The sequence below is a fragment of the Noviherbaspirillum sp. ST9 genome (genome assembly GCF_048799745.1).
In the GTDB taxonomy this organism is placed as follows: Bacteria; Pseudomonadota; Gammaproteobacteria; order Burkholderiales; family Burkholderiaceae_D; genus Noviherbaspirillum.
In genome coordinates this window covers 147,477-174,012 of the sequence record NZ_JBLWFR010000002.1, presented here as the reverse complement: position 1 = coordinate 174,012, position 26,536 = coordinate 147,477, and the positions used below count along the sequence as shown (strand labels likewise).

Sequence of the window (26,536 nt, the reverse complement as noted above, 5' to 3'; positions counted from 1 at the left end):
AGACCTGATTCATGCAAGCTTCATTCCACCTGTGTATCAATTGATTGCAAGAATCATTTGAGCGAAATCGACATGCGCTGTCAATCGACGGTAGAGGAATGTTGTGCGAATACAAGGCTGGCAGCAGCAGAGTGCGAGTGCTACTCCGCTGCTGCAGAGGAGACAGCCGAAACGAATCAGCTGTTCACGGGAAGAATGGCCATCAGTTCAACCGCGGCGACGGCAATCGCCTCGGCCACATCGATCTGGTTGGTCGCGTGGCTGATCGTATTGCAGCTGACGATCTTGTTCACGCCTGCGGCCTGCAAGTCCTCATACGCAGAACCGGCGAACACAGGATGCACGGACACACAAACTGGGGCCGGCAGGCCCGCTTCCTTCAGCTTGCCTACTGCGGCGATCATCGTGTGACCGGTAGAGGTGATGTCGTCAACCAGTACCGGCGTGCCGCCCTTCCATTGTGATGCATCCAGCGAAGACACTTCCACATCCCGGTCGCCCTTGCGTGTCTTCTCCAGCACGACGTAGGGGCAGCGAACCGACTTCGCGACCTTCGCCGCCCACTGCTCGCTTTCGGCGTCCGGACCGATAATGACCGGATTGTCGACATGCTCCGCAATCCAGTCGCCGATGGCCGGCGCCGCATGTACCACCTTGGTCGGAATGCTGTAGATCTCGTTGAGCTTGTGGTGGCGGTGCAGGTGCGGATCCACCGTAACGAGCCAGTCGAGAAAGTCGGACAGAAAGGCCGCAAAATGCGTCGAGGTAATGCCCTCGCCTTCCTTGAAACGCGCATCCTGGCGCATGTAGGCGAGGTAAGGCGCAATGAGGCCGACTCGCCGGGCGCCGAGCTCGCGCGCGGTACGCGCGGCGAGGTAAAGCGCCATGGCTTTTTCGTCGGGCCGGTCGAGCGTGCAGACGAAGATCACGTCACGACCATGCACCTGCGACTGCAGGCGGACATAGGTTTCGCCGTCGGGGAAGCGGCGCATTTCCATCTGTCCGACTTCGCAGGAAATGGCGCGATCGAGATGCAGCGTGAAGGCTTCGTTGCCCGGCATCGCGAAGAGGATCGGTATCATTTTCTTCTTACTCCAAGTGGTCAATGTTCCTGTACCTGCACAAGGTCTTCCTGTGCATCGGCATATGTTCGTGCATACGCAAGTTCGCCGGGCGAGTCGGCATGGATGGTCAGCATCGGTTGCCCTGCCACGAGCATCGTGCCCAGTGGCGCATGGAAAACCACCCCTGCCGCATGCGCCTTTGGCGCGCCGGCCAGCTTGGCGATGCGTGCCAGACGGCGGTTGTCGATGGCAACGACGCGACCATCGTGCCTTGCCTGGACGACATGCGTAAACCGCGCGACGGGTGGCACGCGCATTCCCCCCTGCGCCTCGCAGATCGACTGGAACTTGGTCCACGCGGCGCCGCTCGTCAGCACCGCTGCGGCCATCGTCCTGCCCTCGCCTTGCGGCGCCTTGCCGCCCAGCTCCAGCACGTGTCCGGCGAGCAGCAAGGCACGTTGCCGCAAATCGTCGGGTGCGCCTGGCTGGTTCTGCAGTACTGCAAGCACATCGTACGCCTCCAAGGCGGGTCCGATACCGCGTCCGACCGGTTGCGCTCCGTCGGTGATGATCGTCCGCAAGGTAATGCCGAGCGACTGTCCGACCGTGGTCAAGCGTTCTCCGAGGGATTGCGCCGCTTCCGCCGAACGCACCTTGGCGGTCGGTCCCACCGGGATATCGATCAGCACGTGCGTCGATCCTGCCGCGTATTTTTTCGATAGCACCGAGGCCACCAGTTGCCCGTCGCTGTCGAGACCCAGCGGCCGTTCGACCCGGATCAGGATGTCGTCGGCGGGACTGAGGTTGACGCCGCCGCCCCATGCGATGCATCCCTGTTCGCGTTCGACGACGCGGCGAATCTGCGCAATGTCGAGGTCGACCGGCGCCAGGGTTTCCATGGTGTCCGCACTGCCTGCTGGCGAGGTGATCGCGCGCGAGGATGTCTTCGGAATCGTCATGCCGCAGGCGGCAACGATCGGCACGACGATCAAGGTCGTGCGATTGGCCGGCAGACCGCCGACGCAATGTTTGTCGACGACGGGATGCACATTCCACTGCAGGCGCTTTCCAGCACCGATCATTGCACGCGTGATCGACGCCGTTTCCGCGATGTCCATCCGGTTTCCCGCACAGGTGGCGATGAAGGCAGCCATTTCGATGTCCGAATAGCGGCCGTCGACAATGTCCTGCACGATCTCGCTGGCGCCCTCCGAGGTAATCGGCGATCCGTAGATCTTGGCGCGGACATGGGAGAAGGATTGCACCGGCGCGGGATGGAAGACCTTGATGTGGTCGCCATCGCGTCCGCCCAGCGAGCGCCACGCCGCTTCCGACAGACCCGCCTCGTCAACCTGGAGCAAGGGGGCGTCGACGACGTTCAGGGTGGCGACGATGTGCTTGTTGCCGCGCCACACTTCCACGCGCGAATGGGCTTCGAAGCCTTCCGAGCGGCAGATATGGCAGTCGCGCCGCATGTAGATGACCGGTTCGAGATAGGTATCGATTCCCATTCGCCGCATGCGCAGTGCGTGGGCGGGACCGTCGGCCGGCTGCTTGTCTCGGTGATGCGATCCCATGGCTATCCCAGCTCGACGCTTTCAAGGTATTCGGGGACGCTGCAGGGCCATTTCAGGCTCTCCTCGATGCGCCGCCGCAGCGCATCGGCCGCCTCGGGTTCGCCGTGCGTAATGAACGTCCGCTTCGGCGGCTGCCTGAACCGGGAAACCCATTGCAGGATTTCGTCGGCGTCGGCATGCGCGGACAGGTTCTCGATCTGCACGACCTGCGCGCGCAAGGGCACGTACTCGCCATGGATCTTGATGGCATCGATGCCGCCGAGCATCGCCGCGCCGCGCGTGCCGCCTGCCTGGAAACCGGAGAACAGGATGGTATTGCGCGGATCGGAGGCGAACGCCTTGAGGTGATGCAGGACTCGTCCTCCGGTCGCCATGCCGCTCGCGGCAATGATGACCATCGGCATGTGCTTCATGTTCAGTGCCTTCGACTCTTCCACCGTGTTAACGAATTTCGCCGCATTGCACATGGCCCGGCACTGCGCGTCATCGAGCTTGTGATCCTTGCGGTACGCGCGATACAGGGCGGTGACGTCCGCCGCCATCGGGCTGTTCAGGTACACGGGCAGCACCGATGATATTGCGCCGGACTGCTTGAGTCGATCCATGTAGAAAAGCAAGGTCTGCGCACGTCCGACCGCGAACGACGGCACGATCACCAAGCCGCCCCGCGCGACGGTTTCCTGAATCGTCTTTCCCAGTAGATCCATGGGATCTGCGGGATCGTGCTTCCGGTTGCCGTAGGTCGACTCGAGCACAAGATAATCGGCGCGCTCGATCTGCGACGGCGGCGCGAGGATCGGGTCGTTCATGCGCCCGAGATCGCCTGAAAACGCCAGCGTCGTTTTCCCGTCGTCGAGGGTCACCATCGACGCGCCGAGAATATGTCCCGCACGGGCGAGTTCGGCGTGCAGGTGCCCCGCTACCGCGAACCGCTTGCCGAACTTCACCGGTGCAAAGTACTCGAGTGATTCCTCCGCGTCTTCCTCGGTATAGAGTGGCAAGGCAGGACTGTGCCTGGAATACGCATGACGATTTGCGTAGCCCGCCTCTTCCTCCATCAGGTGCCCGCTATCCGGCAACAGGATGCGGCAGAGGTCATAGGTAGCCTCGCTGCAATAGATCTTGCCGCGGAATCCGTTCTTTACCAGCAAGGGTATATAGCCGCTATGGTCGAGGTGTGCGTGGGTCAGGACGACTGCATCGATGGATGAAGGCGCGACGGGCAAATCGGACCAGTTGCGCAGGCGAAGTTGCTTGAAGCCCTGAAACAGTCCGCAGTCGACCAGGATTCTGGCGCGGCCGGTGGTGACGAGGTACTTCGACCCTGTCACTGTTCCTGTCGCGCCAAGGAATTGCAGATGCATTTGAAATCCTCTCCACGCCGCATGGTTGGCTGATGTTATTGAATAGCGGCAAGCATACGAACACTATGGACAACGGGACAAGCTTCGCCATTGATCCAGATCAACCATTCCGGAACGCTGCCGCAGTGCGCGTTTCTCGTGCTTCCTGCATGTAAGTTTTTCAAATTCATTTCTTTCCAGCGCCTCTTTTCCTTCCCTCTACGCGACGCCATCGGACAGCATGCCCCGCTGGATATGCTTGCATGCATCTTGCTACCTCGTTGTGTACCGATGTGCACAGATCAATCGACGTGGGGCGCGGAAACAGGGATAGCAGTGCATTCATTGACCATCCTCATCATTCGCACTTTTTGCAGCGCCCTATACTTAAATCGAGCGTGTCCTATCGAGAGTGACAGAAACGTAAACCCATTTCGGATGTCCATTCTGGGCAATCGATAAACTTACGGGGAGCACATGCAATGACCACGCATAGCGACGTCAATCGTACCGAGCAGCAAGACGACCTGCTGAAAAGCCTGATCGAGTTCACGAAGGATCATCGGGCAATCCACTGGTCCGGGACGGTCTCCGAATTCCTCGAAAGAGTGATGACGGCAGACCCGAAGGGAGCCGCGCGCACGTCGCACCAGTACATGTGGGACATGATCCGCTGGATGGGCTGCGAGGATGAAAGCGGCAATTTCCGCTGCAAACTGTTCGACCAGGAATTGTTCGGCGTTGACGAGTCGATCGAACGTGTCGTCGATTATTTCAAGGCGGCAGCGGCAGGATCGGAAGTCGGCCGCCGGCTGCTGTTGCTGCTCGGCCCGCCGTCGGGTGGCAAGTCCACCCTCGTCATCCTTCTCAAGCGCGGCCTCGAGGAATACAGCCGCACCGAAGCCGGCGCCATGTATGCCATCCAGGGATGCCCGGTCCACGAATCTCCGCTGCACCTGATCCCGCATTCGCTGCGTCCGCGCTTCCGCGATACGTATGGCGTGGATATCATCGGCGAGGTGTGCCCGCATTGCCGCACGCGGCTGGAGAATGACTACGCAGGCGACTTCCTGCGCATGCCCGTGGAGCGCATCTTCATTTCCGAAGCAGGCCGCGTCGGCATCGGCACGTATGCGCCGCATGATCCGACTACTGCCGACCTGGCCGACCTGGTCGGTTCGGTGGACCTGTCGAAAGTGGCGGAGTACGGCGACGAAGGCGACCCGCGCGCCTGGTCATGGTCCGGGGCTGTCTATGCCGCGAGTCGCGGCATGCTGGAGATGATCGAGATCCTGAAGGTCAAGCGCGAATTCCTTTACCTGCTGCTGACGCTCACGCAGGAAAAGAACGTGAAGGTGTCGCGCTTCCCGCTGATCTATCTTGACGAGACCATCCTCGCGCATACCAACCTTGCGGAATTCCGCAAGTTCCTGCAAGAGAGCGAGAACGAAGCCCTTCTCGATCGCATGGTCATCATCCAGGTTCCCTATACCTTGAATTACAAGGATGAGGCGCGAATTTACAAGAAACTGATTTCCTCGGCGGCACCCGCATTCCGCGAAGTGCATCTCGATCCGCATGTCCTTCATGCCGCTGCGGTCTTTGCGATCCTCACCCGCCTGCATGAGGCGGACGACAAGGAGGTTGAACTAAGCAAGAAAGTGCGCCTCTACGCCAATGAAGAGGTGGAAGGGTATGCCCACGCCGAGGCCGAGCGCATGAAGCAGCGCATGCCTGACGAGGGACTGGCGGGAATCTCGCCGCGCTTCGTCATCAACGCGCTGTCGAACGCGATCATCCAGACGAATGTGAAGAGCCTGACCACGATGGATGTGCTGCTCGCTCTCAAGGATGCGATCGAGAACGACGCCCGCATCGATCCGAAGCGCAAGCGTAAATGGATCGATTACCTGGTGCTGGCGCGCAAGGATTTCTACAACCGCTGGGTCAAGGAAGACGTGCACAAGGCCCTGTTCGTCTCTTTCGAACAGGAAGCACAGGACCTGCTCGACAAGTACCTGGACGAGGTGGAAGCGATGCTCGACAACCGCCAGATCAAGGACCCGATCACCAACGAGGAACGCAAGCCGGACGAGCGTTTCCTGCGCGCGGTCGAAGAGAAGATCCACATTTCCGATTCCGGCAAGCAGTCGTTCCGCCAGGAGGTGGTGCGCAAGGCGATGGGTGCGTACAAGCGCGGTGAGAAATTCACGCTCGACAGCCACGCCCAGTTGCACAACGCCGTGCAGCAATACCTGTTCGAGCAGCGGCGCGATGTATTGCGGCTGGTCAGTTCGACCACCCGTCCGGACGAGGAAGTCCGGCAGAAGATTTCGGTGGTCGAGAAGCGACTGGTCGATGAATACGGTTATGACAGCCACAGCGCACGTGAGGCGCTCAATTACGTGACCACGCTGATGGCACAGGAATGAGGCGGCATGCTCTATGACAGACCACATCACGATTTCTGCTGAAACACCCTGGTACGACCTGTTCTCCAGGGGCTCTCGCGACTGGCTGCGCCACAACCAGAAAGTGCGCGAGGCTGTCCAGCAGAATCTTCCCAACCTGGTCGCCGGCCCGGACGTCATGACCGGCGGAGAGGACCGCACCGTCCAGGTGCCGGTCCGCATGCTCGAACACGCGCGTTTCCGTCTTTCGGATTCGAACCAGAGCTATTCCAGTGCGGGCCAGGGAAAGGGCAAGCCGGGCGACGTGCTGCGCCAGGCGCAACCCGACATGGGCGGCGACGAAGGGGAAGGTGGGAACAACGATGGCGAAGTGAAATTGCTGCTCGAGTTCAAGGTCGACGACATCATCGACTGGCTGTGGGAAGAATTGCAATTGCCCGACCTGCAGCCGAAGCGCAATACCGCCGTCACCGACGACGAGTACGTGCGCGAAGGCTGGGACAAGCATGGCGCCCGCGCCCGCCTCGACCGGCGGCGCACCGTAAAGGAAGCCGTCAAGCGGCGGGCGACGCAGGAGAACCCGGTACCGTTCACCAATGAAGACTTGCGCTTCAAGCAGCTGGTGCAACGGCGCAAGCCGGCGACGAACGCGGTCGTGATCTTCGCTCTTGACGTATCGGCCAGCATGACCGATGCCGAGCGCAAGCTGGCGAAGAGCTTCTTCTTCTTCGTGTTGCAAGGTATCCGCCGCCGTTATGGCAAGGTGGAAACACGTTTCATTGCACACACGACGCAGGCGTGGGAATTCTCCGAAAGCGAGTTCTTCAACGTCAGCGGTACCGGTGGCACCGGGGCATCGACGGCATTCAAGCTTGCACTCGAGCTCATTGAAACAGAATACGATCCGTCGCAATACAACGGCTACCTGTTCTACGCCTCCGACGGCGAGAACTTCACGGAAGATCGCGCGGCGGCGACTGATTACCTGTCAAAGCTGGGCAGGCTGCTCAACTATATCGGCTATGTCGAAACCGTCCCGGGCTCCCCGCGCACGTCGGAAACGGAAATGAAGATGCTGTGCACCGAAGTCGAACGCAGCGGTGCACCGCTCGGCAGCAGCATCCTGACGAAGCACGAGGACGTGTGGAAAGCCATCCGCAAGTTCTTTGTGCAGCAGCAGGAGGAATAGGGAGACATCCAGATGTGCAATTCAGCAACCCATACTCCTGAGGCAATCGGCCAGCTGAAGGAGTATTCGACGCGCATCGAGAAACTTGCGCGCGATCTCGGCCTGGACTACTACCCGGTCGATTTCGAACTCGTGCCCAACAATTTCATGAATGAAATTGCGGTGTACGGCCTGCCGGTGCGCATGCATCACTGGTCATTCGGCGTGCGCTATATCCATCAGCTGATCCGGCAAGGCATGGGAAACTCGCGCATTTTCGAGGTGATGTTTCCCGGCGATCCGTGCCGCGCCTACCTGGTCAACGGCAATTCTCTCCCGGAGAACGCGCTCGTCACCGCGCACGTGCTGGGCCACGCGGACTTCGCCAAGAACAACCATCTCTTCGCGAAATTCATGGAGATGGCCGGAGGCCACATCCTCGAGCAGGCTGCGGAACGCGCGCACCGCATTGAAACCGCGATCCAGGAGCATGGACAGGAGCGCGTGGAAGCCGTGCTCGATGCCGCGCTTGCGCTGGAGCCGCACATTGACACCAACCGCGAACTGCATCGCCCGCTCTACCCCGTCCAGGCACCGAAGCCGGAACCGGAGCCCGCCCTGGATGCATTCCAAAAGCGTTTCCGCACCCTTCCCGGCGAACGCATGTTCGCCGAGGCGGCCCAGGCACAGAGCAAGCGTCCCGCCATCCCCCCTCAGCCGGAGTACGACCTGCTGTGGTTCATCGCGCAATATGCGCCCGAGATGGAAGACTGGGAACGCGACATCTTCCTCGCCGTGCGTGAAGAGTCGTACTACTTCTATCCGGTGTTCGCCTGCCAGATCATGAATGAAGGCTGGGCGTCCTACTGGCATGCGCGCCTGCTGCGCGAGGCGGATTTCCTGCCGCAGGACCTGTACCTGTCGGCGATCAAGGCGCACTCCGATGTGGTGCGCCCCTATGCGGCGGAGCGCCAGCTCGCACTGGCCGTCAACCCCTATCACCTGGGCTTCTCGATGTGGGAAGACATCATCGAGAAGCACGGACTGGAAAAGGCGCGTCAGATCGTCAAGGAAGAAGACGACTTCGGCTTCATCCGCAACTACCTGACCAAGGACTTGATCGAGAAGCTCGAACTGTTCGTGTACGAAGCACGGGACGATGGCGACATCCGGATTTCGGCCAACGAAGTACATGCCGTGCATGAAGCCATCCTGGCGCCGAAGTTCAATTACGGCGCACCACGCATCGCGGCCAATCACCTGCATGTGGACGGCAGCCTGCAACTCATGCACGACCACCAGAGCGACGGCCGCGGTGTCGACCTCAGCCGCGCCGAACGCGTGCTGGAATACATCGGCCGTGTCTGGCGGCGTCCGGTCACGCTGCACACCGTCGGTGACCGGGGCGAAGCGCGCGTCGTCACCAGCAAGCGCCTGTAACGCGTCGCATTCCGCAGCCCGCGTTGTCTTTACGGCCACGCGGGATGTTGCATTTCGGCTGAAAATGGACAAAAGGGCAAGGCTTCAAGCGAAAAGATCTACTTCAAATCAATCTTATTTTTCCGCACAGGGCTATAATCAGCATGTATTCCGCCTAAGACTGATCGAGCCATGCGCCTGACCGACTACACCGACTATTCCCTGCGTACCCTCATGTACCTGGGCACCCACCGCGAAAACCTCGCTACCATCCAGGACATCGCCGATGCCTATGGCATCTCCAAAAGCCACTTGATGAAGGTTGTCCACCAGCTGGGCCTGGCCGGACTCGTGGAGACCATCCGCGGGCGCAGCGGCGGGCTTCGCCTTGGGAAGGAACCGGAAGACATCAATATTGGCGACGTCGTGCGCGGAACGGAACCCGATTTCATGATGGTGGAATGCTTCAGCCGCGAGACGAACGAATGCATCCTGTCGCCCTCCTGCGAGCTGCATGACGTCCTTCGCCGCGCCACCAACGCTTACCTCGAAGTGCTGAGCGGCGTGACGCTGGCAGACTTGCTGCGCAACAGTGGCGCCCTGCGCCGGCTGGCGCGCGTGCAGGTGTACCCGCGCGAAAAGGCCAAGGCGGCCTGATCCCCCTCCCCGCTATACGCCGATCGCCACGCGTGCCGCAGCCAGGTCCCAGGCTGCCTGCCCGACCGTCTTGAAGACAGGGATGGCGGCCGGCCGCGGCACTTTGCCCGACAGCACGTCGCCCACACCAAAGACCGTCGTCCAATCCACGTTCGCCTGAATCAGGTCGCCCGCCTCATGTTTCGCGCCGTCGCGGTCATCGACGATGATTTGCCGGGCATGAAGCAGTTCGGGCGGGAATTCGGCCATGTTCGGCTTGAATGCGCCGACACCAATGGCAAGGGTATCGCCCGAAATAGTTGCCGGAATCACGGGCGTGGTGGAAGTCGTGAGGGCGATGATGACATCGGTTTCCGGCACTTCCTGCTTCAGCGCTTCAGCAACCATGGCTTGCACCGTCAGCCCCGGGTGACGCTGTCTCAATGCGGACGCCAATGCCTCGGCGCTAGCAAGCGTACGGCCCGCAATCCAGAATCGCTGCACACCGAAATAATCGATGAGGGCATCGGCATGGGCGACCGCCTGCGTTCCTGTGCCAATCAGAAGCGCCGACGCGGGCTGTCCTCGGGCGAGCGTTTCAATTCCCAGGAGCGTCATGGCGGCGGTCCTGCGCGCGGTGACCGTCGGTCCGTCCAGCAAGGCAAGCCTGCGGCCTGTCGCCGTCTCGAAAACGACAACTTCACCCTGGATTGCCGGTAGCCGGTGCTTCGCGTTGTTCGCGTGGACGGTAATCAGCTTGGTAACACTGATATCGCTTCCGATGGCCGGCATGCTCAACAGGACACTGGCGGCATCGATGGTGACGACCTGGCGCTCGGGAGCGATGATCGTCCCGGTCGACAATTCCCTCGCCGCCTGGGCAACTGCAGGAACAAGCCGGGAATACGGGAGCGCATGAACCGTCTGGTCTTGGTCGAGGATTTGCATGATGAGTGTTTATCGAAAGAAGAAGCCGGTCGGGAACGGGTCGGAATCTTCCAGCACCCATTGATTGAAACCGCTGATATGCGCACTCCCCGTGACCTCGGTGATGGCGCCGTCGAACGCGCCGACCTTCACTGCCTCGATCACACGGACCGCAAAGCTGCTGCCCACAATACTGCCGTTGATATAGGACTGGTTCAACGGTAGCCTGCCCCGCAAATACAACTGCGCCGCCCGCCCAGACGTTCCCGTTCCGGTCGGAGACCGGTCCACTTCCCGGTCCGCGAAGATGCACACGTTCGACTGATCGACGCCTGGCCGATTGGGCGGACCGTCGATGATGGTCCCGTACAGCGTATCCAGTCCCGGTTCAATGGGGTGGCGGATCTGGATTCTTTCTTTCACGGCGGCCTTCGTTTCAGCGCCAAGCTGGATCAGGGAACGAACCAGTTCCGGACGGATCTCCAAACCAGCCTGTTTGCCGTCGATATAGTAATAAAACGCGCCGCCAAAGACGATGTCGCCGACGAGACGACCGAAGGATGGCGTCTCGACCTCGAGATCCCGCATGAAAATGAACGCCGGGACATTCCGGAACGTGACCGCGCCGGCGCGGGTGCCGTCCCATTCGACATGGGCCTCGATGAAACCCGCCGGTGCATCGAAGCCAATCCTTGTCGTCGGACTCGTCCGCTCGACGTATCCCATTTCCACCAGCACCTTGCCCAGAGCGATGATGCCGTGGCCGCACATGTCGCTGTAGCCCTCGTTGTGGATGAAAATCACGCCAAAATCCGCACCGGGAGTGGTCGGCGGGAGCAGGTAGGCCCCGTACATGTCCGCGTGACCGCGCGGCTCGTTCATCAGGAATTGCCGGAGGTCGTCCCGGTGTTCCTTGAGCCATGCGCGCTTTTCCAGGATGTTCTTGCCCGGCACCGCCGGCATGCCCGAGATCAGGATGCGCAGCGGTTCGCCCCCGGTGTGGGCGTCAATGGTGTGAATCGTGCGAAGGAAATTCAGCATGGACCTTTTCCGTGATGAGAACGACGGGTGTATTGCTCGCCAAAAGTGGTTATAGTATAACCAGATTGGTTCTTTCAATAATCCAAATTTAAAATGAATTTTCCACCCGCGGACAAGCTTTCCTCCGCCCTCAGGGCGCCGCAACGGTATGAACTGGTGGCGGACCGGCTCAAGAACCTGATCCTGGACGGGACCTATCCGCCTGGCGCCAGGCTTCCCGCTGAACGGTTCCTGGCGTCGTCACTGGCCGTCGGCCGTGCCACGGTACGCGAAGCCATCGCGGAACTGGTCAACCAGGGGATCATCGAGACAAAGCGCAATTCCGGTTCCTATGTCCTGCAGGAAGCGGTCGACGTAATCCGCAGCGGAAATACGCCCTCCAGTCCCGACACCAGCCCCCATTCCACGCTGGAAGCGCGGCTGGCCGTGGAGCCCTTGATTGCGCGGTTTGCCGCAGCGCTGGGAAAACGTGACGCGGAAATGGAACGGCTCCTGGATTCGATGGAGGCAATGAGCGATTTGTCCGACCCCGACCTGCGCCAGAAATGGAATGCATGCGACAGGCAATTCCACGAGCGGATCGCGCAGATGACGTGCAACCCCGTCATGATCGGCATAGCGCGCGTGGTCGCGTCCGCCGTCGATGAGCCTCTCTGGCGGCAGTTGCGCGATACCGGGATCCATGATCCCGCCCGGGCACGCCTGTATGTCTACGAGCACCGGTTGATATACGAAGCCATCGCCACGGGGAATCAGGAAGCGGCGGCTTTTTATGTCCGGCAGCACCTGGAGCGCGTGCAGAAAGACATGCTCACGTTCGGGTGAAATCGGGGCGCCGCGCCCTCTTCCTCAAACGAGCTCGCAACGGATCGTCGCCGGCTCGTTGCACAGCTTGCGCAGCAATTCCTTCGAGATTGGCGCTTCCACATCGGTGATGACATAGCCAATCGCCCCCCGAGTCTGCAAATGCTGCGCAACGATGTTCAGCCCCGCCTCGGCGAAATCCGCGTTCATCCGCGCGATCACGCCCGGTTCATTGCGATGGACATGCAGCACCCTGCTGCGCGCCTGTTTCTCGACGTGGGAAATTTCCGGGAAATTGACCGCCCAGCGCGTGGTCCCCGCCTTCAGGAAACGCGCCAGCTTGTCCGAAACTTCCCGGCCGATGTTTTCCTGCGCCTCTTCCGTGCTGCCGCCGATATGCGGCGTAAGGATCACGTTGTCCAGCCCGCGCAGCGGCGAGACGAATTCCTCCTTGTCGTTGCGCGGCTCGACGGGATACACATCCAGGGCCGCCCCCGCAAGTTTCTTTTCGCGCAACGCCGCGTTGAGCGCATCGATATCGACGACGGTCCCACGCGAGGCATTGATCAGCACGGCCGTCGGCTTCATCCGTGCGATCCGCTCTGCCGTCATCATGTTTTCCGTCGTACTGCCACCGGGAACATGCAGGGTGACCACATCGGCCTGCTCCAGCAGCGCGTCCAGCGTCGGCACCGGCTTTGCATTCCCGAGCGGCAGCTTGCTCTCGACGTCGTAGTAGCACACGCGCATGCCGACGCTTTCGGCAAGAATGCCCACCTGCGCGCCGATATTGCCGTAGCCGATGATGCCAAGCAGCTTGTTGCGCACCTCGTAGGCGCCCTGCGCCGATTTATCCCATTGACCGCGGTGGGTGCGCGCATTCTTCTCCGGGATACGCCGCAACAGCAGGATGGATTGCGCAATCACCAGCTCCGCCACCGAGCGCGTATTGGAAAACGGCGCATTGAACACCGGGATGCCGTGCGCTGCGGCGGCATTCAGGTCCACCTGGTTGGTGCCAATGCAGAAGCAACCGATTGCCTTCAGACGCGGAAGCGCCTGAAGGGCATCGGCAGTGATATGTGTCGTCGAGCGGATACCCACCGCATCGGCGTCCGCCAATGCCGCCTTCAAGTCTTCTGTCTTCAAGGCCGTCGGAATCTGCACAATCTCGGAAAAGCCTTCCGCGTTCAGGTGCGCCGCCGCGCTCGCATGTATTTTCTCCAGCAGGACGATCCTGGCCATTGCTCACCTCGCTCTTAAGATTCATTTACAATAGATATTAATACGCGTCGCGAATTCCTGCTCATGACGGGTAGAAAGGACTGGCATGCTTATCGACCCAAAAACCGCAGAAAAGGCAACTGTGGAGAAAGTGCTCCGCCTGCAATGGTGGACTGACAAGCTCCTCACCTTTACGACAACGCGGCCGCCCGGATATTCCTTCGCCGCCGGCCAGTACGCACGACTGGGCTTGCGTGACGCCAACGGCCTGGTCTGGCGCGCCTACTCGATGGTGTCCTCCCCCGGGCAGGAGTTCCTTGAGTTCTACGGGGTCCTGGTTCCCAATGGACTATTCACGACACAGATGAAGGCGCTGAAAGAAGGCGACGGCGTCCTTGTCGAGAAGCAGTGTTACGGCTTCATGACGCCGGACCGTTTCACGGATGGCGAAGACCTCTGGATGATCGCCACCGGCACGGGCGTCGGCCCGTTCATTTCCATGCTGCGCGAGCCTTATGTGTGGGAAAAGTTTCGCAATCTCATTCTCGTGCACGGTGTGCGTCATGCGGATGAATTCCCCTACCGGGACGAACTGGCGAGTTACTGCCGCGAGGCGCCCTTCGGCACGAATGCGCCGCTGCGCCTCGTCCGTTCAGTGACGCGCGACGAGAGGCCGGCGCCCGATTCCCTGACATTGAACGGCCGGGTAACGACGCTGTTCGAGAACGGTGCGCTCGAAAAGGCCGCCGATCTTCCGGTGACGGAAGCAGCCTCCCGCTTCATGATGTGCGGCAATCCGGAGATGATCGACGACATGCGCAAGCTGCTGCACGGACGCGGCATGCGGCCGGTCCGCCGCGCCTTGCCCGGACACTTCGTGACGGAGAACTACTGGTAGGGGCTAACGTTCGAGGAAGGTCTTCGCGAAAACCTTCGCCGCGTAGCGGCCCTTCATGACATAGACAGCGTCCGACGGATGCAGTCCGTCGGGACACAGGATCGTCGGACTTTGCCCGCCGAGATATTCGGTCAGGTACCGGTACTGGTCGATGAGGGGAACCCTTTCCTCCAACGCGACCTTCCTCATCGCATTGACATAGACATCCAGGCTGTCGGGTCCGCTGTCGCGCGTCGGATTGGGCGTCTCGAAAATCATCTGCTTGCCGTGCGCTTGCGCGCCACGGGCAAGCGCGCGCAGGCAACCGGTGTAGCTGGCGAGATCATGCTTCCACTGGTCGTTGATGGCGAAATTGACGAGCACATAGCGCGCCTTCGATTTGGCCATCTGCTCCCGCCACGGCGCATGCCGCCCGTCCGTGCCGTTCAAGAGCTCGCACGCGGTGCTGCCGTTGACGCCTTCATTCCTGACCTCGAACCGCGACGAAGTTGGCAAAGACTCGGCGAATACGGCGGGCGCGGGCTTCGCGACGCGTTCCCCGGTCTGGGATTGGTAGCCCCAGATCGTCGAGTCGCCGTAGTATTCAATCAGCTGCGTGCCCTGCGCGCCGTGTCCATCCGCGGCGACGCATAACGCCAATGGCAACAAGGCCATGCGCATGAGGGATCGCATCACACACTCCTGCTGCCTGCGCCGACCGGCACGCGTGCGGCGAGCCTGTTGAAACGGTCCCGCAAAGGGCTCTCCACGAACCGGTAGGTCCATCCCGAAATGACGTACAGCACGATCACGTACGCCACGAGGATGATGACGTTCGACACGAGACCGTTGGCGCGCTTGGTGAGATTTTCGAATACCAGCAGAAGCGGCATGTGCATCAGGTAGATCGAGTACGAACGCTGGCCGAGCACCTGGAACAGCGCAGGCTTGAGTGCGTCCGCGAGCGGGCCGCTGTCCTTCGCCAGGCTGAGCACCATCACGGCGAACGCGACAGGGAACACAAACGCCGCGACCGACACGTGGTCCACCAGTGCGAGCAACATGAAGAGCCCAAACGATACGGTGATCTGCACCGCCGTCACGTTGATCTTCAGGACGCGGCTGGAATGGAAGGCAAGCGCGCCGAGGCAGAATGCGTGGACGCTTCGCGCCAGCCCGAAATCATAGGTCAGGGACAAGCAACCTTTCTCCGCAATGCAATTGTGCAGATTCACCGACGCCCACACGGAGATGATCAGGCCGGCGATGCTGAGCAACGACAGCATGACGATGCGCGCCCCTCCCGACAGGAACATGCACACGATCGCGAACAGAAGATAGGTATAGAACTCGACGCTGATGCTCCAGGTCGGCGTATTGAGAATCAGATGGTCATAGATGCCCAGTGCGTGCGTAAAGGTGAGCGTGGAAAGAATTTCACCGAAGCTCGGAACGAGATATTCAAGCGCCCCCGGATTATTCAGCACGCCCGCGTGTCCTGATGCAATGGCCAGCTTCTTGGCAAGGACGATGGCATTGGAGCCGAGCACGAACACGATGGTCGAGAAGACCAGAAGCGGAAAGAGACGGCCGATGCGCCGAAGGATGAAGGCGCGCAGGTCGGCGGTGTTCCGCATGGAATTTCCGTAGGCCGCAGCGATGACGAATCCGCTCAGCACGAAGAAGAGATCGACAAACAGATAGCCATTGCGGATCAGGGAAAAATGGTCACTGCCGATCTTCAGATGGTATAAGGCGACCAATAGCGCGGCTAAGCCGCGTACTCCTTCGATCGATTTGATCATAGTCTCGCGCGGGAGAATGTTGAACGGGTATGCCAGCCAGTATCAGTTGGTGCCCGCAACGGAAACTTGATGACGCTCATTCAACATCGCCGCCGATATTGAGATGACGCGAACAATGATGATCCCGGCGAGAAATGAAAAAGCCCCGCGGTGCGATGCACGGCGGGGCCGAAGGTGAAGCGTAGCTGATTTACTTGATGAACAGGCTGGTGAAGACACCGGCGGCGTACTTGCCCTTCAGGATGTAGACAGCGTCGGTCGGATGCAGTCCGTCAGGAACGATCGTGTAGACGCTCTGGCCGTTCAGGTACTGCCTCAGGTAGGTGTACTGGTCCACCACCGGCACGTTCTCCAGCGCCGCCACTTCCTTCATCGCGTTGGCCATGACACTCACGTCGTCGCGCGTCGGGTTCGGTGTCTCGAAGATCATCTGCTTGCCGTACTGCTTGGCCGTCTGTGCCAGCGAGCGCAGGCAGTCCTTGTACGTGTTCAGGTCCATCTTCCACTGGTCGTTGATGCCGTGATTGACGAACACATAGCGTGCCTTCGATGCGGCCATCTGCTCCGTCCAGCGCGGATGCCGGCCATCGGTGCCATTGAGCAGCTCGCACGCGGTCGAACCGCTCACGCCCTCATTCCTTACGATATAGGCGGACGGGTTGGGCAGCGCTGCGGCAAATGCCGCCGGCGCCGGGACGGCGACCTGCCCGCCTGTATTCGTGCGGTAGCCCCATACGGTGGAGTCGCCATAGTATTCAATGGTCTGGACCGTCCCCGTCGCGGGCGTCGTTGTCGAAGTGGACGTTGCTACCTGGCACACCTTGCTGGCTCCCGGATAGGGGTCGCCGAAGACAGCATTGTTGCATCCGATCGAACCGGTGGCCGTCCGCGTTGCCCAACGGTCACCGAGGCCGTATCGGACCTGCAGCGTTCCGGAGAACGTGCATGTGCCGTACTCCACCGCGCACTGCGTCCACGAAGTTGCCGGTGCAGGTGCAGGCGCCGGTGCGGGCGCTGGTGCGGTTGTGCCGGTGGCAGGCGCGTAGTCGCACACCTTGCTCGCGCCAGGATAAGGATCGCCGAAGACGGTATTGTTGCACCCGATCGAACCCGTTGCCGACCGAGTCGCCCAGCGGTCTCCCCAGCCATAACGGACTTGCATCGTGCCGCTGAATGAACAGGTCCCGTACTCGGTTGCACAACGTGTCCAGGAAGTCGTCGCATCGGGCGTCGGGCTTGGCGCGGGTGCAGGAGCCGGTGCGGGTGCGGGTGCAGGAGCCGGTGCTGTCGTCGTTGCCTGATAATCGCAAACCTTGTTCGCCCCCGGATAAGGATCGCCAAAGACGGCGTTATTGCATCCGATCGAACCAATAGCCGTGCGCGTCGCCCATCGGTCTCCAAATCCATAACGGACCTGCATGGTTCCACTGAATGAACAGGTCCCGTACTCGGTCGCGCAGCGTGTCCATGAAGTCGACGGAGCCGGCGCCGGGCTCGGCGCCGGTGCAGGAGCGGTCGTCGGGGCCTGGTATTCGCACACCTTGTTCGCTCCCGGATAAGGATCGCCGAAGACGGCGTTGTTGCAGCCGATCGAACCGGTCGCCGTGCGCGTCGCCCATCGGTCGCCAAGTCCGTAACGCACCTGCATGGTGCCAGTAAAGGAACAGGTGCCGTATTCGACGGCGCATCGTGTCCAGCCTGTGCTGACTGTCGTTTCCGGCGCCATGAGTGAGGTACCGGCGGTGGTGTAACTGGCGTCGGATTCGGTCTTGTCCGATCCACCGCAAGCGGCGAGAAGAACCGCTGCGCAGGCAGCGGCAAGGGTCGCTGGTGTGCAGCGATAGGCGTTGGTGTAGCGCACGATGAGTCCCCGAGGAAGGTTGGAATGCAGTCCATCCCTTCCGCCCGGCGCGCCGGGAGCAAACGGACAGCATCATGAAAATACCCCGCTGTGCAGAGCGGGGTATCTGGTTAAGGCGCGATAGTTCTTACTTGATGAACAGGCTGGCGAAGACACCGGCGGCGTACTTGCCCTTCAGGATGTAGACGGCGTCGGTCGGATGCAGTCCGTCGGGAACGATCGAGAACACGCTCTGGCCGTTCAGGTACTGCCTCAGGTAGGTGTACTGGTCCACCACCGGCAGGTTCTCCTGCGCGGCCACTTCCTTCATCGCATTGGCCATGACACTCACGTCGTCGCGTGTCGGATTCGGTGTCTCGAAGATCATCTGCTTGCCGTACTGCTTGGCCGTCTGCGCCAGCGAGCGCAGGCAACCCTTGTACGTGTTCAGGTCCATCTTCCACTGGTCATTGATGCCGTGATTGACGAACACATAACGTGCCTTCGATGCGGCCATTTGCTCGGACCAGCGCGGATGACGGCCATCCGTGCCATTAAGCAGTTCGCATGCCGTCGTGCCACTCACGCCTTCGTTGCGCACGACATAGGCGGACGGGTTGGGCAGCGCAGCGGCGAATGCTGCCGGCGCGGGGACGGAAACCTGCCCGCCGGTATTCGTGCGGTAACCCCATACGGTGGAGTCGCCGTAGTATTCGATGACCTCCGGTGTGGCAGGCGCGGTAACTGGCGTCGTTTGGACCGGCGTCGGCGTGCTTACCGGCTGCTGCACCGGGGAAGTCGTCGTGCCGGATGTTTCGGTCGTGCTTTGCGTCGGGCTTGCGGTCGCGGTGGACGTCGATGTCGCTCCTGCGGGCGATACCGTGGCGCTGCTCGCGGCCGGGGCCGATTCCGCCGCCATGGCAACCTGCTGGACACCGCTTGCCGTCGATGTCGTGGCCGGCGCCTCACCGGATCCACCGCCGCCGCCACAGGCAGCGAGGATCAGGGTCATGGCGAGAAGGGAGGGATAGATTGGCTGTTTCAATTGCAACTCCATGCATGGTTCGGATACGCCGCTCGTGCTACGCGTGCAACACACTGCGATAGCAAGGCACCTTGTTGTTCGTGTTATGCAACCCGGCGTTTCCGGGCCCATGCGTTAAAGAGTTTTCCCTGGAGAAAAAGTTCCAGAGAGAATGATTGTTCTGAGGAATGATTGCCGCTTGATGAATGCTGCAAAGGCAAGCAGGCGAGCCATGCGAATCAGGCCCGCAACCGGGACGCGCGCGGTTCAGGCCAGGACTGCGCCTTCGTCGTGTATTGATGACGAAGGCGAGAAGGACTTAACAATCGATGGGCCCCGTGGTGGTCGGGGAAGTCGTTGTTGTTGTCGTCGTGGTCGTCGGAGTCGTCGTCGTTGTCGTTGTCGTGACCGGATCCGTGGCAGGTTGCTGCTGAACCGGCGTGGTCGAGCTGTCCGAGGTCGTCGGGGCGGTGGTCGTGTCGTTCTTCTTTTTTCCCGCCGTCGAGGATGCCGATGCGGCCACGGTTATGCTGGTGCCAGCGTCAAGTGTTGTCGATTCGGACGTTGCCATCTGCGGCGTGCCGCTTGCCGTTGTCGCCGATGATGTCATCTCGCCGGATCCGCCTCCGCTACAGGCAGCAAGGACCAGGGACATCGCGAGAAGGGAAGGATAGAGGAAATATTTCAATTGCAACTCCATGCGTGGATCAGACAAGCCGCCGTTGCCCCCGACATGCACGGGCAAGGCAGACAACTTGTCTTTGTGTCAGGCAGCCCGGCGTATTCCGGGCTCACGCTTAAAAGAGTTTGCCGTGGAGAAAAAGTTCCAAAGAGAAAAATTGCGCGTTTTGCCAGAAGGCTTCCGCGGCAGCGCTATTCAGGCGGCCGCCGGAGCCGGAAGCGTCGCCTCCCGGTAAGGCAACCACACCATGAACTCGGAGCCTTGTTGCAGTTCGCTTCGCACCGTCATCACGCCGCCATGCAGTTCGACGAGCTGTTTGACCAGCGCCAGGCCAAGGCCGGTTCCTTCGTACTTGCGCGCGAGGCCGCTGTCGAGTTGCACGAAGGGTTGGAACAAGCGTCCCACGTCCGCTTCGCTGATGCCTATTCCGGTATCGATGATGCAAATGGTGAGGAATTGCCGGACCGACGGATCGGGCCCCTCCTCGCCTACCAGCCGATGCGATTGCAGTGCCCCGGCGTCCTGGCTGCACATGCGCAGCGTGACCGAACCGCCCGGCTGCGTGAACTTGACTGCGTTGGAAAGGAGGTTGTAGACGATCTGGCGCGTCTTGCGGCGGTCGACCAGCATGGTATCGACGGTTTCCATTTCCAGGCGCAGGCGAATCTGTCCGGCGATCGCCTTGTCCTTGAACACGGTCAGCGTGTTCTGCATCAGGTCCTGCATGTCGGTGGGCTCGAGCTCGAGCTCCATCTTTCCGGCCTCGATCTTGGACAAGTCAAGGATGTCGTTGATCAGCAGCAGCAGATGCTTGCCGCTGTCGTAGATATCCCCTGCCGCGTCCTGCTGCGCCGGCGCCAGCGCCCCCAGCAGGCCATCGCGCAGTGCCTCCGAAAATCCGATGATGGCATTCAGCGGCGTGCGCAGTTCGTGCGACATGTTGGCGAGGAACTCCGACTTCATCCGGTTTGCCTGCTCGAGTTCGACGTTCTTGCGCGCGATCTCGCGGTTGGTGGCTTCGAGCTGGGCCGCATGGTGTCCGAGGCGCACATTGAGTTCGTTGACCTGCCGCTCGCGCGCCTGCAACTCTTCATTGACAAGCACTGCCTGCTCGTAAGTAGACACAAGGAGGTCGAGGATCTGCTGACGGTCCGCGTTGACGATATGTTTTTCGCCGTTGAGATAGATGGCGGTGCCGCCAGATTCCCCGTCTTGCCGCAGACGGAAATTCCTCAGCACGTGCTCGATGCGAACCAGCAGGTATTCATCGGCATAGGGCTTGCGCACAAAATTGTCGGCGCCGCATTCCAGCCCGCGCACGATGTCCCCCGGGTCGATGAGCGAGGTCACCAGGATCACCGGCACGGAGCGAATCGCCGGATCCGATTTGATTGCCTGGCACAAGGCATACCCATCCATCTCCGGCATGATGATGTCCGAGAGCACGAGATCGGGGCGGCGGGTGTGCATGGATTGCAGCGCAAGCATGCCGTTGCCCGCCACTTGGACGCGGTAGCCCTTTCCCTCAAGGAGAATGCGAAGCTTCGCAGCCTGGGTCGGGCTGTCCTCCACGACCAGGATCTCGATCACTTCCTGCGGCTTCTGACTCTCTGCCTGCACCTTTACGCTCCTGTTTTCCCCGACGGCACGGCCGCGGCGTTCAATCTGTTATTGGAGCCGTTGCACCGGGATCAATTCCATGATCCGGATCAAGTTGACGCCAAATCATCCTTTCCTCAATTCATAACGCCGGTATGCATCGCGGATGCATGCCTGCACCTTGTCCGGGCTGGCCGGTTTCATGAGCACCCGGAAGACCTCCCCGCGATTGACCGCGTCGACCACCTTGTCGAGATCTGTATCGCCGGCGAGAAGGACGCGCATCGATTCCGGATACATATCGCGCACGCGATGCAGAAACGCGCTGGCCTCGCCGTCCAGCGCGCAGACCACGATGCCGACGTGGTTCGCGGCCAGCAGTGAGAACGCCTCTGCCGTATTCGTCGCGGCCAGGACGCGCCAGTCGTCGCGCTCCAGGCTCTGCCGCAATTCCTCCAGCGTCGCCGAATCCTCGCCCACCACGAGCACGCCGCGTTGGGCGACTGACGCCGCTTCCGCGGACAACAGCCTGCTGCCGTCGGCAAGCAGGCGCGCAATCTCGGGTGCGGGAACGGCCCGGCTGAAGAGGAAACCCTGCATCTCGTCGCAGGGCTGCTTGCGCAGATATTCGAATTGTTCGGTCGTCTCGACGCCCTCGGCAATCGTTTCCAGGCCGAGGTTGTGCGCCATCGCGAGGATACTGCGCACCAGCGCCGCACTGCCCGCATGGAGCACCATGTCGCGGATGAAGGACTGGTCGATCTTGATCCGGTCCACCGGGTAGCGCCGCAGGTAGCTGAGCGACGAATAGCCGGTGCCGAAATCGTCCAGCGACAGGCTGACGCCGAGCTGCTTGAGCTCATGCATGGCCTGGATGGTCTGTTCGACATTCTCTAGGATCAGGCTCTCGGTCAGCTCCAGCTCCAGGAATTCCGGCGCCAGTCCGGCATCGTCGAGGGCCCCGCGCACGATGGACACCAGTTCTGCCAGCCTGAACTGCAGCGCGGACAAGTTGACGCCCATGCGCAGCGGCGCCAAGCCCATGTCCTGCCATTCCTTCGCTTGCCGGCAGGCCTGCCGCAGCGCCCAGCCGCCGACGGCCGGCATCAGGCCGCATTCTTCCAGCAAGGGGACAAAATGGCCGGGGCCGAGCAGGCCGCGCTGCGGATGCTGCCACTGCAGCAAGGCCTCGACGCCAACCATCCAGCCGGTGCGCAGGCTGAGCTGGGGCTGGTAGAAAAGCTGGAACTCGCCGCGCTCCAGCGCCCTGTGCAGTTCCGCTTCGGTGCGGGCGCGCAGTTCAAGCCCGCGATCAAGGGCCGCGTTATAGACGAGGAATCCGCCTTCCGCGCCATTATGGTCAGCCGCCGCCCGCGCCCGCCGCAAGAGCTGGCCGATCTCTTCCTCATGGGTCGGAAATAGCGCCGCGCCGACGCTCGCTCCAAGGAAAATTTCACGCTCCCCGAGACGAACCGGCTCTTCCAGGGCCGCAAGCATGCGGCGGGCAATCGATTCGATTTCCGCGGCTTCCTCGCGCCCCGGGAGCGCCAGCACAAACTCATCCTGCCCGATCTGTGCGAGAAATCCATCGCCGCGCAGCATCTCCAGCCGCTGTGCCAGCTGGCGCAGCACGTCGTCCATCGCGAGGCGGCCGAACAGGTGCCAGGCGCGATCAAGCCGCAATACGCGGATATCGAGCAGCGACAGGCTCGGCGCTTTTTTCGCTAGTGCCGGAAGCCGTTCGTCGAGCAAGGCGCGGTTCGGCAAGCCGGTCTGCGCATCGTAGAAAGCCATGTAATACAACTTCGATTCCGCCGCAAGACGACGCTGCTCGACCAGCATGTGTTCGAGCGAGAACGACATGTCCTGGCCGACTTCATGCAGCAGCGCGACCGTCGCTTCATCCAGCAAGTCGGCACGCGCGGCATAGAGCATGAACACGCCGGCAACGCGGCCGTTCTCGTGCAACGGCAAGGCGGCCACCGCGGCAATGCCAAGCTGCGCCCAGCCCTCGCTGGACAGGTCCTTTCGGACACACGCCTGGCCGGTGTCACGCACGGTATCCGCAATCGCCTGTGCCAGCTCAAACGCCCCATCTCCCGCGCTGTCGCCGGCATGTGCCAGCATCCGCAGTTCATGCCCAAAAGGATCGGAAAGGCCTACCCACGCAAAGCGAAACAGCCCGCAATCCACAGCAATGCGGCAGGCGTCGCTGTAAAGCATGTCCGGAGAATCCGCGCGGACCGCGGCGCGCACGATACCGCTCAGCATCGACAGCACGCGATGGGTATGGCCGGGAAGGGGGCCTGGCTTGCTCATCGCTCGCCAGAGCCCGCTTTCAGGAGCCGTGCGACGTGCTGGGAAAGCTCCCAGCGGTCCACGGGTTTGTGAATGACTTCATCCGCGCCAGCGGAGGTGACGCGGCGGCGCGACGCAATATCGTCGAGCGACGAAACGACAATCAATGGAATGTGACGCAGCGACGCATCCCCTTTCAGCGTGCGCGCCACGTCAAAGCCGTCCATGCCGGGCATCATCATGTCGAGGAGGACCAGGTCCGGGCGTTCGCGCGCCGCGATGGCCACCGCCTCGCGTCCATCGCCGACGGAAATCGTGCGGTAGCCTTCGGCCTGCATGAACACTTCGAGCAATTTTCGGTTCCGCTCCTCATCGTCGACAATCAGGATGGTGGCGGTGACGGATGCTTGCATGCGACGCCTTGTTCTGTTTATGGGAAAAGACAATGCCCTTGGACTAGGGGCGTCCGGTGTTGTTGCATGTTCTGTCCGGACGCGTTGCAGGAGTGATCCGCCAACGGCATGGAGCTATCTTAGCAAGATACGGAAATTGCTTCACGCCCCGATTAATTGCCAATTGGAATGGAAAATAAAAAAGCCCGGAGGCATGCCCCGGGCTTTCCTTGTTGAGACTAAGACTTAGTTGAAGGACTTGCCTTCGGTAGCCAGTTTCGCCAACAGCGGCGCCGGTTTCCAGGCGTCGCCATGACGGCCCTTCGCATATTTCTCCATCGCCATGACGACGTTCTGCAGGCCGACCGTGTCGGCGTAGAACATCGGACCACCGCGGAATACGGGGAAACCGTAGCCGGTCAGGTACACCATGTCGACGTCGGAAGCACGCTGGGCGATGCCTTCCTCGAGGATGTAGGCGGCCTCATTCACCAGCGCAAACACGAGGCGCTCGACGATTTCCTGGTCGCTGATCTTGCGGCGCTCGATGCCGAGGTCGGCCGAATGCTTGACGATCATGTCATTCACGACCTGCGAGGGATACGGCTTGCGGTCACCCGGCTTGTAGTCGTACCAGCCTGCCGAAGTCTTCTGCCCGAAGCGGCCCATTTCGCACAGCAGGTCGGCGGTCTTTGAATAGGTAACTTCCGGCTTCTCGATGTAGCGGCGCTTGCGGATGTACCAGCCGATGTCGTTGCCGGCCAGGTCGCCCATGCGGAACGGGCCCATGGCGAAACCAAACTTCTCGATGGCCTTGTCCACCTGCTCCGGCAGCGCACCCTCTTCCAGCAGGAAACCGGCCTGGCGGCTGTACTGCTCGATCATGCGGTTGCCGATGAAGCCGTCGCACACGCCGGACACGACACCGGTCTTCTTGATCTTCTTCGAGAGCGCCAGCGATGTCGCCAGCACGTCCTTGGCGGTCTTCTCACCGCGCACGATTTCCAGCAGCTTCATGACGTTGGCTGGGCTGAAGAAGTGCAGGCCGATCACGTCCTGCGGACGCTTGGTGAAGCTGGCGATCTTGTTGACGTCGAGCGTGGACGTGTTGGAGGCCAGGATCGCACCGGGCTTCATGACTTCATCCAGCTTCTTGAACACCTGCTCCTTGACGCCGATATCTTCAAACACCGCTTCAACCACGATATCTGCCTGGCCAATGTCTTCATACGACAAGGTACCGGTAATCAGGCCGACGCGCTGCTCGAACTTCTCTTGCGTCAGCTTGCCCTTCTTCATCGTGTTTTCGTAATTTTTGCGGATGGTGGCGAGGCCCTTCTCCAGCGCTTCCGGCTTCATCTCGAGGATCTTGACCGGGATACCGGCGTTCGCGAAGTTCATCGCGATGCCGCCGCCCATGGTGCCGGCGCCAATCACCGCCGCGCTCTTGATCTGGCGGACCGGGGTATCTTCCGGCACATCCGGAATCTTGCTGGCGGCGCGCTCGCCAAAGAATGCGTGGCGCAACGCCTTCGATTCGGTGGTCTGCACCAGTTCAACGAACAGGTCGCGCTCGAACTTGATGCCGTCGTCGAATTTCTTCGTTACGGCTGCAGCGACGGCCTCGACGCATTTGAGCGGTGCCGGGAACGGGCCCGCCATCGCCCTGACCGTATTGCGGGAGAACTGCAGGAAGCCTTCATGGTTCGGGTAATCGATCTTGATGTCGCGCACCTTCGGCAGCGGACGCACATCGGCGACCTTGTTGGCGAAAGCGATGGCGGCTTCCATCAGGTCGCCATCGACCAGCTGGTTGAACAGCGCGGTCTTGGCCAGCTTTTCGGACGGGACCGGCGTGCCGGACACGATCATGTTCAGCGCCAGCTCCAGGCCGACAACGCGCGGCAGGCGTTGCGTGCCGCCTGCGCCGGGCAGGATGCCCAGCTTCACTTCCGGCAGCGCGATCTGCGCGCCCGGCGAGACAACGCGGTAGTGGCAGCCGAGCGCCAGTTCCAGGCCGCCGCCCATGCAGACGGTATGGATCGCGGCGACAACCGGCTTGGTGGAATTTTCGATGACGTTGATGACCGTATGCAGGGTCGGCTCGGCGAGCGCCTTGGGCGAGTTGAATTCCTTGATGTCCGCACCGCCCGAGAATGCCTTGCCGGCGCCAGTGATCACGACTGCCTTCACGGCATCGTCGTTCTGGGCCTGCTTCATGCCTTCCACAATCGCACTGCGGGTCGAGTGGCCGAGGCCGTTGACCGGCGGATTGTTGAGCGTGATGACGGCGACGGAGCCGTTGACCTTGTAATCGGCAGTCATATCTCTTCCTTATAAGTTTGGTGTTGGGTCTGTGAAGCGGTCTTGTTTGTTTTGTAGCGCTTAACTATAACCCAAAATAG

At 61.1% G+C, this 26,536-nt stretch carries 21 protein-coding genes; 6 read left to right on the top strand and 15 right to left on the bottom strand.

Annotation, left to right across the window (positions count from 1 at the left end; genetic code table 11):
• Positions 1 to 176: 176 nt before the first annotated feature.
• The 3 genes from ACNOHI_RS04220 to ACNOHI_RS04210 are packed head-to-tail and all read right to left on the bottom strand — an operon-like array spanning position 177 to position 4,005.
• Positions 177 to 1,082 carry a ribose-phosphate pyrophosphokinase gene (locus tag ACNOHI_RS04220; protein ID WP_420473396.1) on the bottom strand — a complete coding sequence of 302 codons (906 nt, stop codon included), beginning with the start codon at positions 1,080 to 1,082 and terminating at the stop codon, positions 177 to 179.
• 20 nt (positions 1,083 to 1,102) lie between these two features.
• Complete coding sequence (locus ACNOHI_RS04215) at positions 1,103 to 2,641, bottom strand: thymidine phosphorylase family protein (RefSeq protein ID WP_420473395.1); 1,539 nt, start codon at positions 2,639 to 2,641, stop codon at positions 1,103 to 1,105.
• 2 nt (positions 2,642 to 2,643) lie between these two features.
• Positions 2,644 to 4,005: an MBL fold metallo-hydrolase RNA specificity domain-containing protein gene (locus ACNOHI_RS04210; RefSeq protein ID WP_420473394.1), complete on the bottom strand. Its 1,362-nt coding sequence runs from the start codon at positions 4,003 to 4,005 to the stop codon at positions 2,644 to 2,646.
• A 461-nt stretch (positions 4,006 to 4,466) separates the two neighbouring features.
• Here ACNOHI_RS04210 and ACNOHI_RS04205 point away from each other — a divergent pair, with 461 nt between their 5' ends.
• From ACNOHI_RS04205 to ACNOHI_RS04190, 4 genes are all read left to right on the top strand, one after another.
• Positions 4,467 to 6,416, top strand: a complete 1,950-nt coding sequence (locus tag ACNOHI_RS04205; protein ID WP_420473393.1) for a serine protein kinase — start codon at positions 4,467 to 4,469, stop codon at positions 6,414 to 6,416.
• Positions 6,417 to 6,429: 13 nt separating this feature from the next.
• Positions 6,430 to 7,584: a DUF444 family protein gene (locus ACNOHI_RS04200; protein WP_420473392.1), complete on the top strand. Its 1,155-nt coding sequence runs from the start codon at positions 6,430 to 6,432 to the stop codon at positions 7,582 to 7,584.
• Positions 7,585 to 7,596: 12 nt separating this feature from the next.
• Positions 7,597 to 9,003, top strand: coding sequence for a SpoVR family protein (locus ACNOHI_RS04195; protein WP_420473391.1), 1,407 nt, complete (start codon positions 7,597 to 7,599; stop codon positions 9,001 to 9,003).
• Positions 9,004 to 9,174: 171 nt separating this feature from the next.
• A complete protein-coding gene (locus ACNOHI_RS04190) occupies positions 9,175 to 9,639 on the top strand; it encodes an RrF2 family transcriptional regulator (protein ID WP_420473390.1) in 465 nt (154 codons plus the stop codon).
• A 12-nt stretch (positions 9,640 to 9,651) separates the two neighbouring features.
• On the opposite strand, the gene ACNOHI_RS04185 is transcribed toward ACNOHI_RS04190, so the two are convergent.
• Together ACNOHI_RS04185 and lhpH are read right to left on the bottom strand one after the other, a co-directional pair.
• Positions 9,652 to 10,566: a delta(1)-pyrroline-2-carboxylate reductase family protein gene (locus ACNOHI_RS04185; RefSeq protein ID WP_420473389.1), complete on the bottom strand. Its 915-nt coding sequence runs from the start codon at positions 10,564 to 10,566 to the stop codon at positions 9,652 to 9,654.
• 9 nt (positions 10,567 to 10,575) lie between these two features.
• Positions 10,576 to 11,586: a trans-3-hydroxy-L-proline dehydratase gene (gene lhpH / locus ACNOHI_RS04180; RefSeq protein ID WP_420473388.1), complete on the bottom strand. Its 1,011-nt coding sequence runs from the start codon at positions 11,584 to 11,586 to the stop codon at positions 10,576 to 10,578.
• A gap of 93 nt (positions 11,587 to 11,679) precedes the next feature.
• Here lhpH and ACNOHI_RS04175 point away from each other — a divergent pair, with 93 nt between their 5' ends.
• On the top strand, positions 11,680 to 12,411 hold the full coding sequence (locus tag ACNOHI_RS04175) for a FadR/GntR family transcriptional regulator (RefSeq protein ID WP_420473387.1): 732 nt from the start codon (positions 11,680 to 11,682) through the stop codon (positions 12,409 to 12,411).
• A gap of 24 nt (positions 12,412 to 12,435) precedes the next feature.
• Here ACNOHI_RS04175 and serA read toward each other — a convergent pair whose 3' ends face one another.
• On the bottom strand, positions 12,436 to 13,635 hold the full coding sequence (serA, locus tag ACNOHI_RS04170) for a phosphoglycerate dehydrogenase (protein WP_420473386.1): 1,200 nt from the start codon (positions 13,633 to 13,635) through the stop codon (positions 12,436 to 12,438).
• Positions 13,636 to 13,720: 85 nt separating this feature from the next.
• On the opposite strand from serA, the gene ACNOHI_RS04165 reads away from it, so the two are divergent.
• Entirely contained in the window at positions 13,721 to 14,512 is a 792-nt protein-coding gene (locus ACNOHI_RS04165) for a ferredoxin--NADP reductase (protein ID WP_420473385.1), read from the top strand.
• Between the two features lie 3 nt (positions 14,513 to 14,515).
• On the opposite strand, the gene ACNOHI_RS04160 is transcribed toward ACNOHI_RS04165, so the two are convergent.
• The 9 genes from ACNOHI_RS04160 to ACNOHI_RS04120 all read right to left on the bottom strand — a co-directional run bounded on the left by ACNOHI_RS04160 (position 14,516) and on the right by ACNOHI_RS04120 (position 26,456).
• On the bottom strand, positions 14,516 to 15,184 hold the full coding sequence (locus tag ACNOHI_RS04160) for an SGNH/GDSL hydrolase family protein (protein WP_420473384.1): 669 nt from the start codon (positions 15,182 to 15,184) through the stop codon (positions 14,516 to 14,518).
• Positions 15,184 to 16,296, bottom strand: coding sequence for an acyltransferase family protein (locus tag ACNOHI_RS04155; RefSeq protein ID WP_420473383.1), 1,113 nt, complete (start codon positions 16,294 to 16,296; stop codon positions 15,184 to 15,186). The genes ACNOHI_RS04160 and ACNOHI_RS04155 overlap by 1 nt, the downstream gene beginning before the upstream one ends.
• A 190-nt stretch (positions 16,297 to 16,486) precedes the next feature.
• Complete coding sequence (locus tag ACNOHI_RS04150; protein WP_420473382.1) at positions 16,487 to 18,157, bottom strand: SGNH/GDSL hydrolase family protein; 1,671 nt, start codon at positions 18,155 to 18,157, stop codon at positions 16,487 to 16,489.
• Positions 18,158 to 18,284: 127 nt separating this feature from the next.
• Positions 18,285 to 19,181 carry an SGNH/GDSL hydrolase family protein gene (locus ACNOHI_RS04145; RefSeq protein WP_420473381.1) on the bottom strand — a complete coding sequence of 299 codons (897 nt, stop codon included), beginning with the start codon at positions 19,179 to 19,181 and terminating at the stop codon, positions 18,285 to 18,287.
• A 298-nt stretch (positions 19,182 to 19,479) separates the two neighbouring features.
• Complete coding sequence (locus ACNOHI_RS04140) at positions 19,480 to 19,848, bottom strand: hypothetical protein (RefSeq protein WP_420473380.1); 369 nt, start codon at positions 19,846 to 19,848, stop codon at positions 19,480 to 19,482.
• A 189-nt stretch (positions 19,849 to 20,037) separates the two neighbouring features.
• A complete protein-coding gene (locus ACNOHI_RS04135) occupies positions 20,038 to 21,462 on the bottom strand; it encodes a hybrid sensor histidine kinase/response regulator (protein WP_420473379.1) in 1,425 nt (474 codons plus the stop codon).
• Positions 21,463 to 21,567: 105 nt separating this feature from the next.
• Positions 21,568 to 23,760, bottom strand: a complete 2,193-nt coding sequence (locus ACNOHI_RS04130) for an EAL domain-containing protein (RefSeq protein ID WP_420473378.1) — start codon at positions 23,758 to 23,760, stop codon at positions 21,568 to 21,570.
• The gene (locus tag ACNOHI_RS04125; protein WP_420473377.1) at positions 23,757 to 24,152 is read right to left on the bottom strand and encodes a response regulator; all 396 of its coding nucleotides are present in this window, start codon (positions 24,150 to 24,152) and stop codon (positions 23,757 to 23,759) included. Before ACNOHI_RS04125 ends, ACNOHI_RS04130 begins: the two co-directional genes overlap by 4 nt.
• A gap of 225 nt (positions 24,153 to 24,377) precedes the next feature.
• Positions 24,378 to 26,456, bottom strand: coding sequence for a 3-hydroxyacyl-CoA dehydrogenase NAD-binding domain-containing protein (locus tag ACNOHI_RS04120; RefSeq protein WP_420473376.1), 2,079 nt, complete (start codon positions 26,454 to 26,456; stop codon positions 24,378 to 24,380).
• Positions 26,457 to 26,536: the final 80 nt, after the last annotated feature.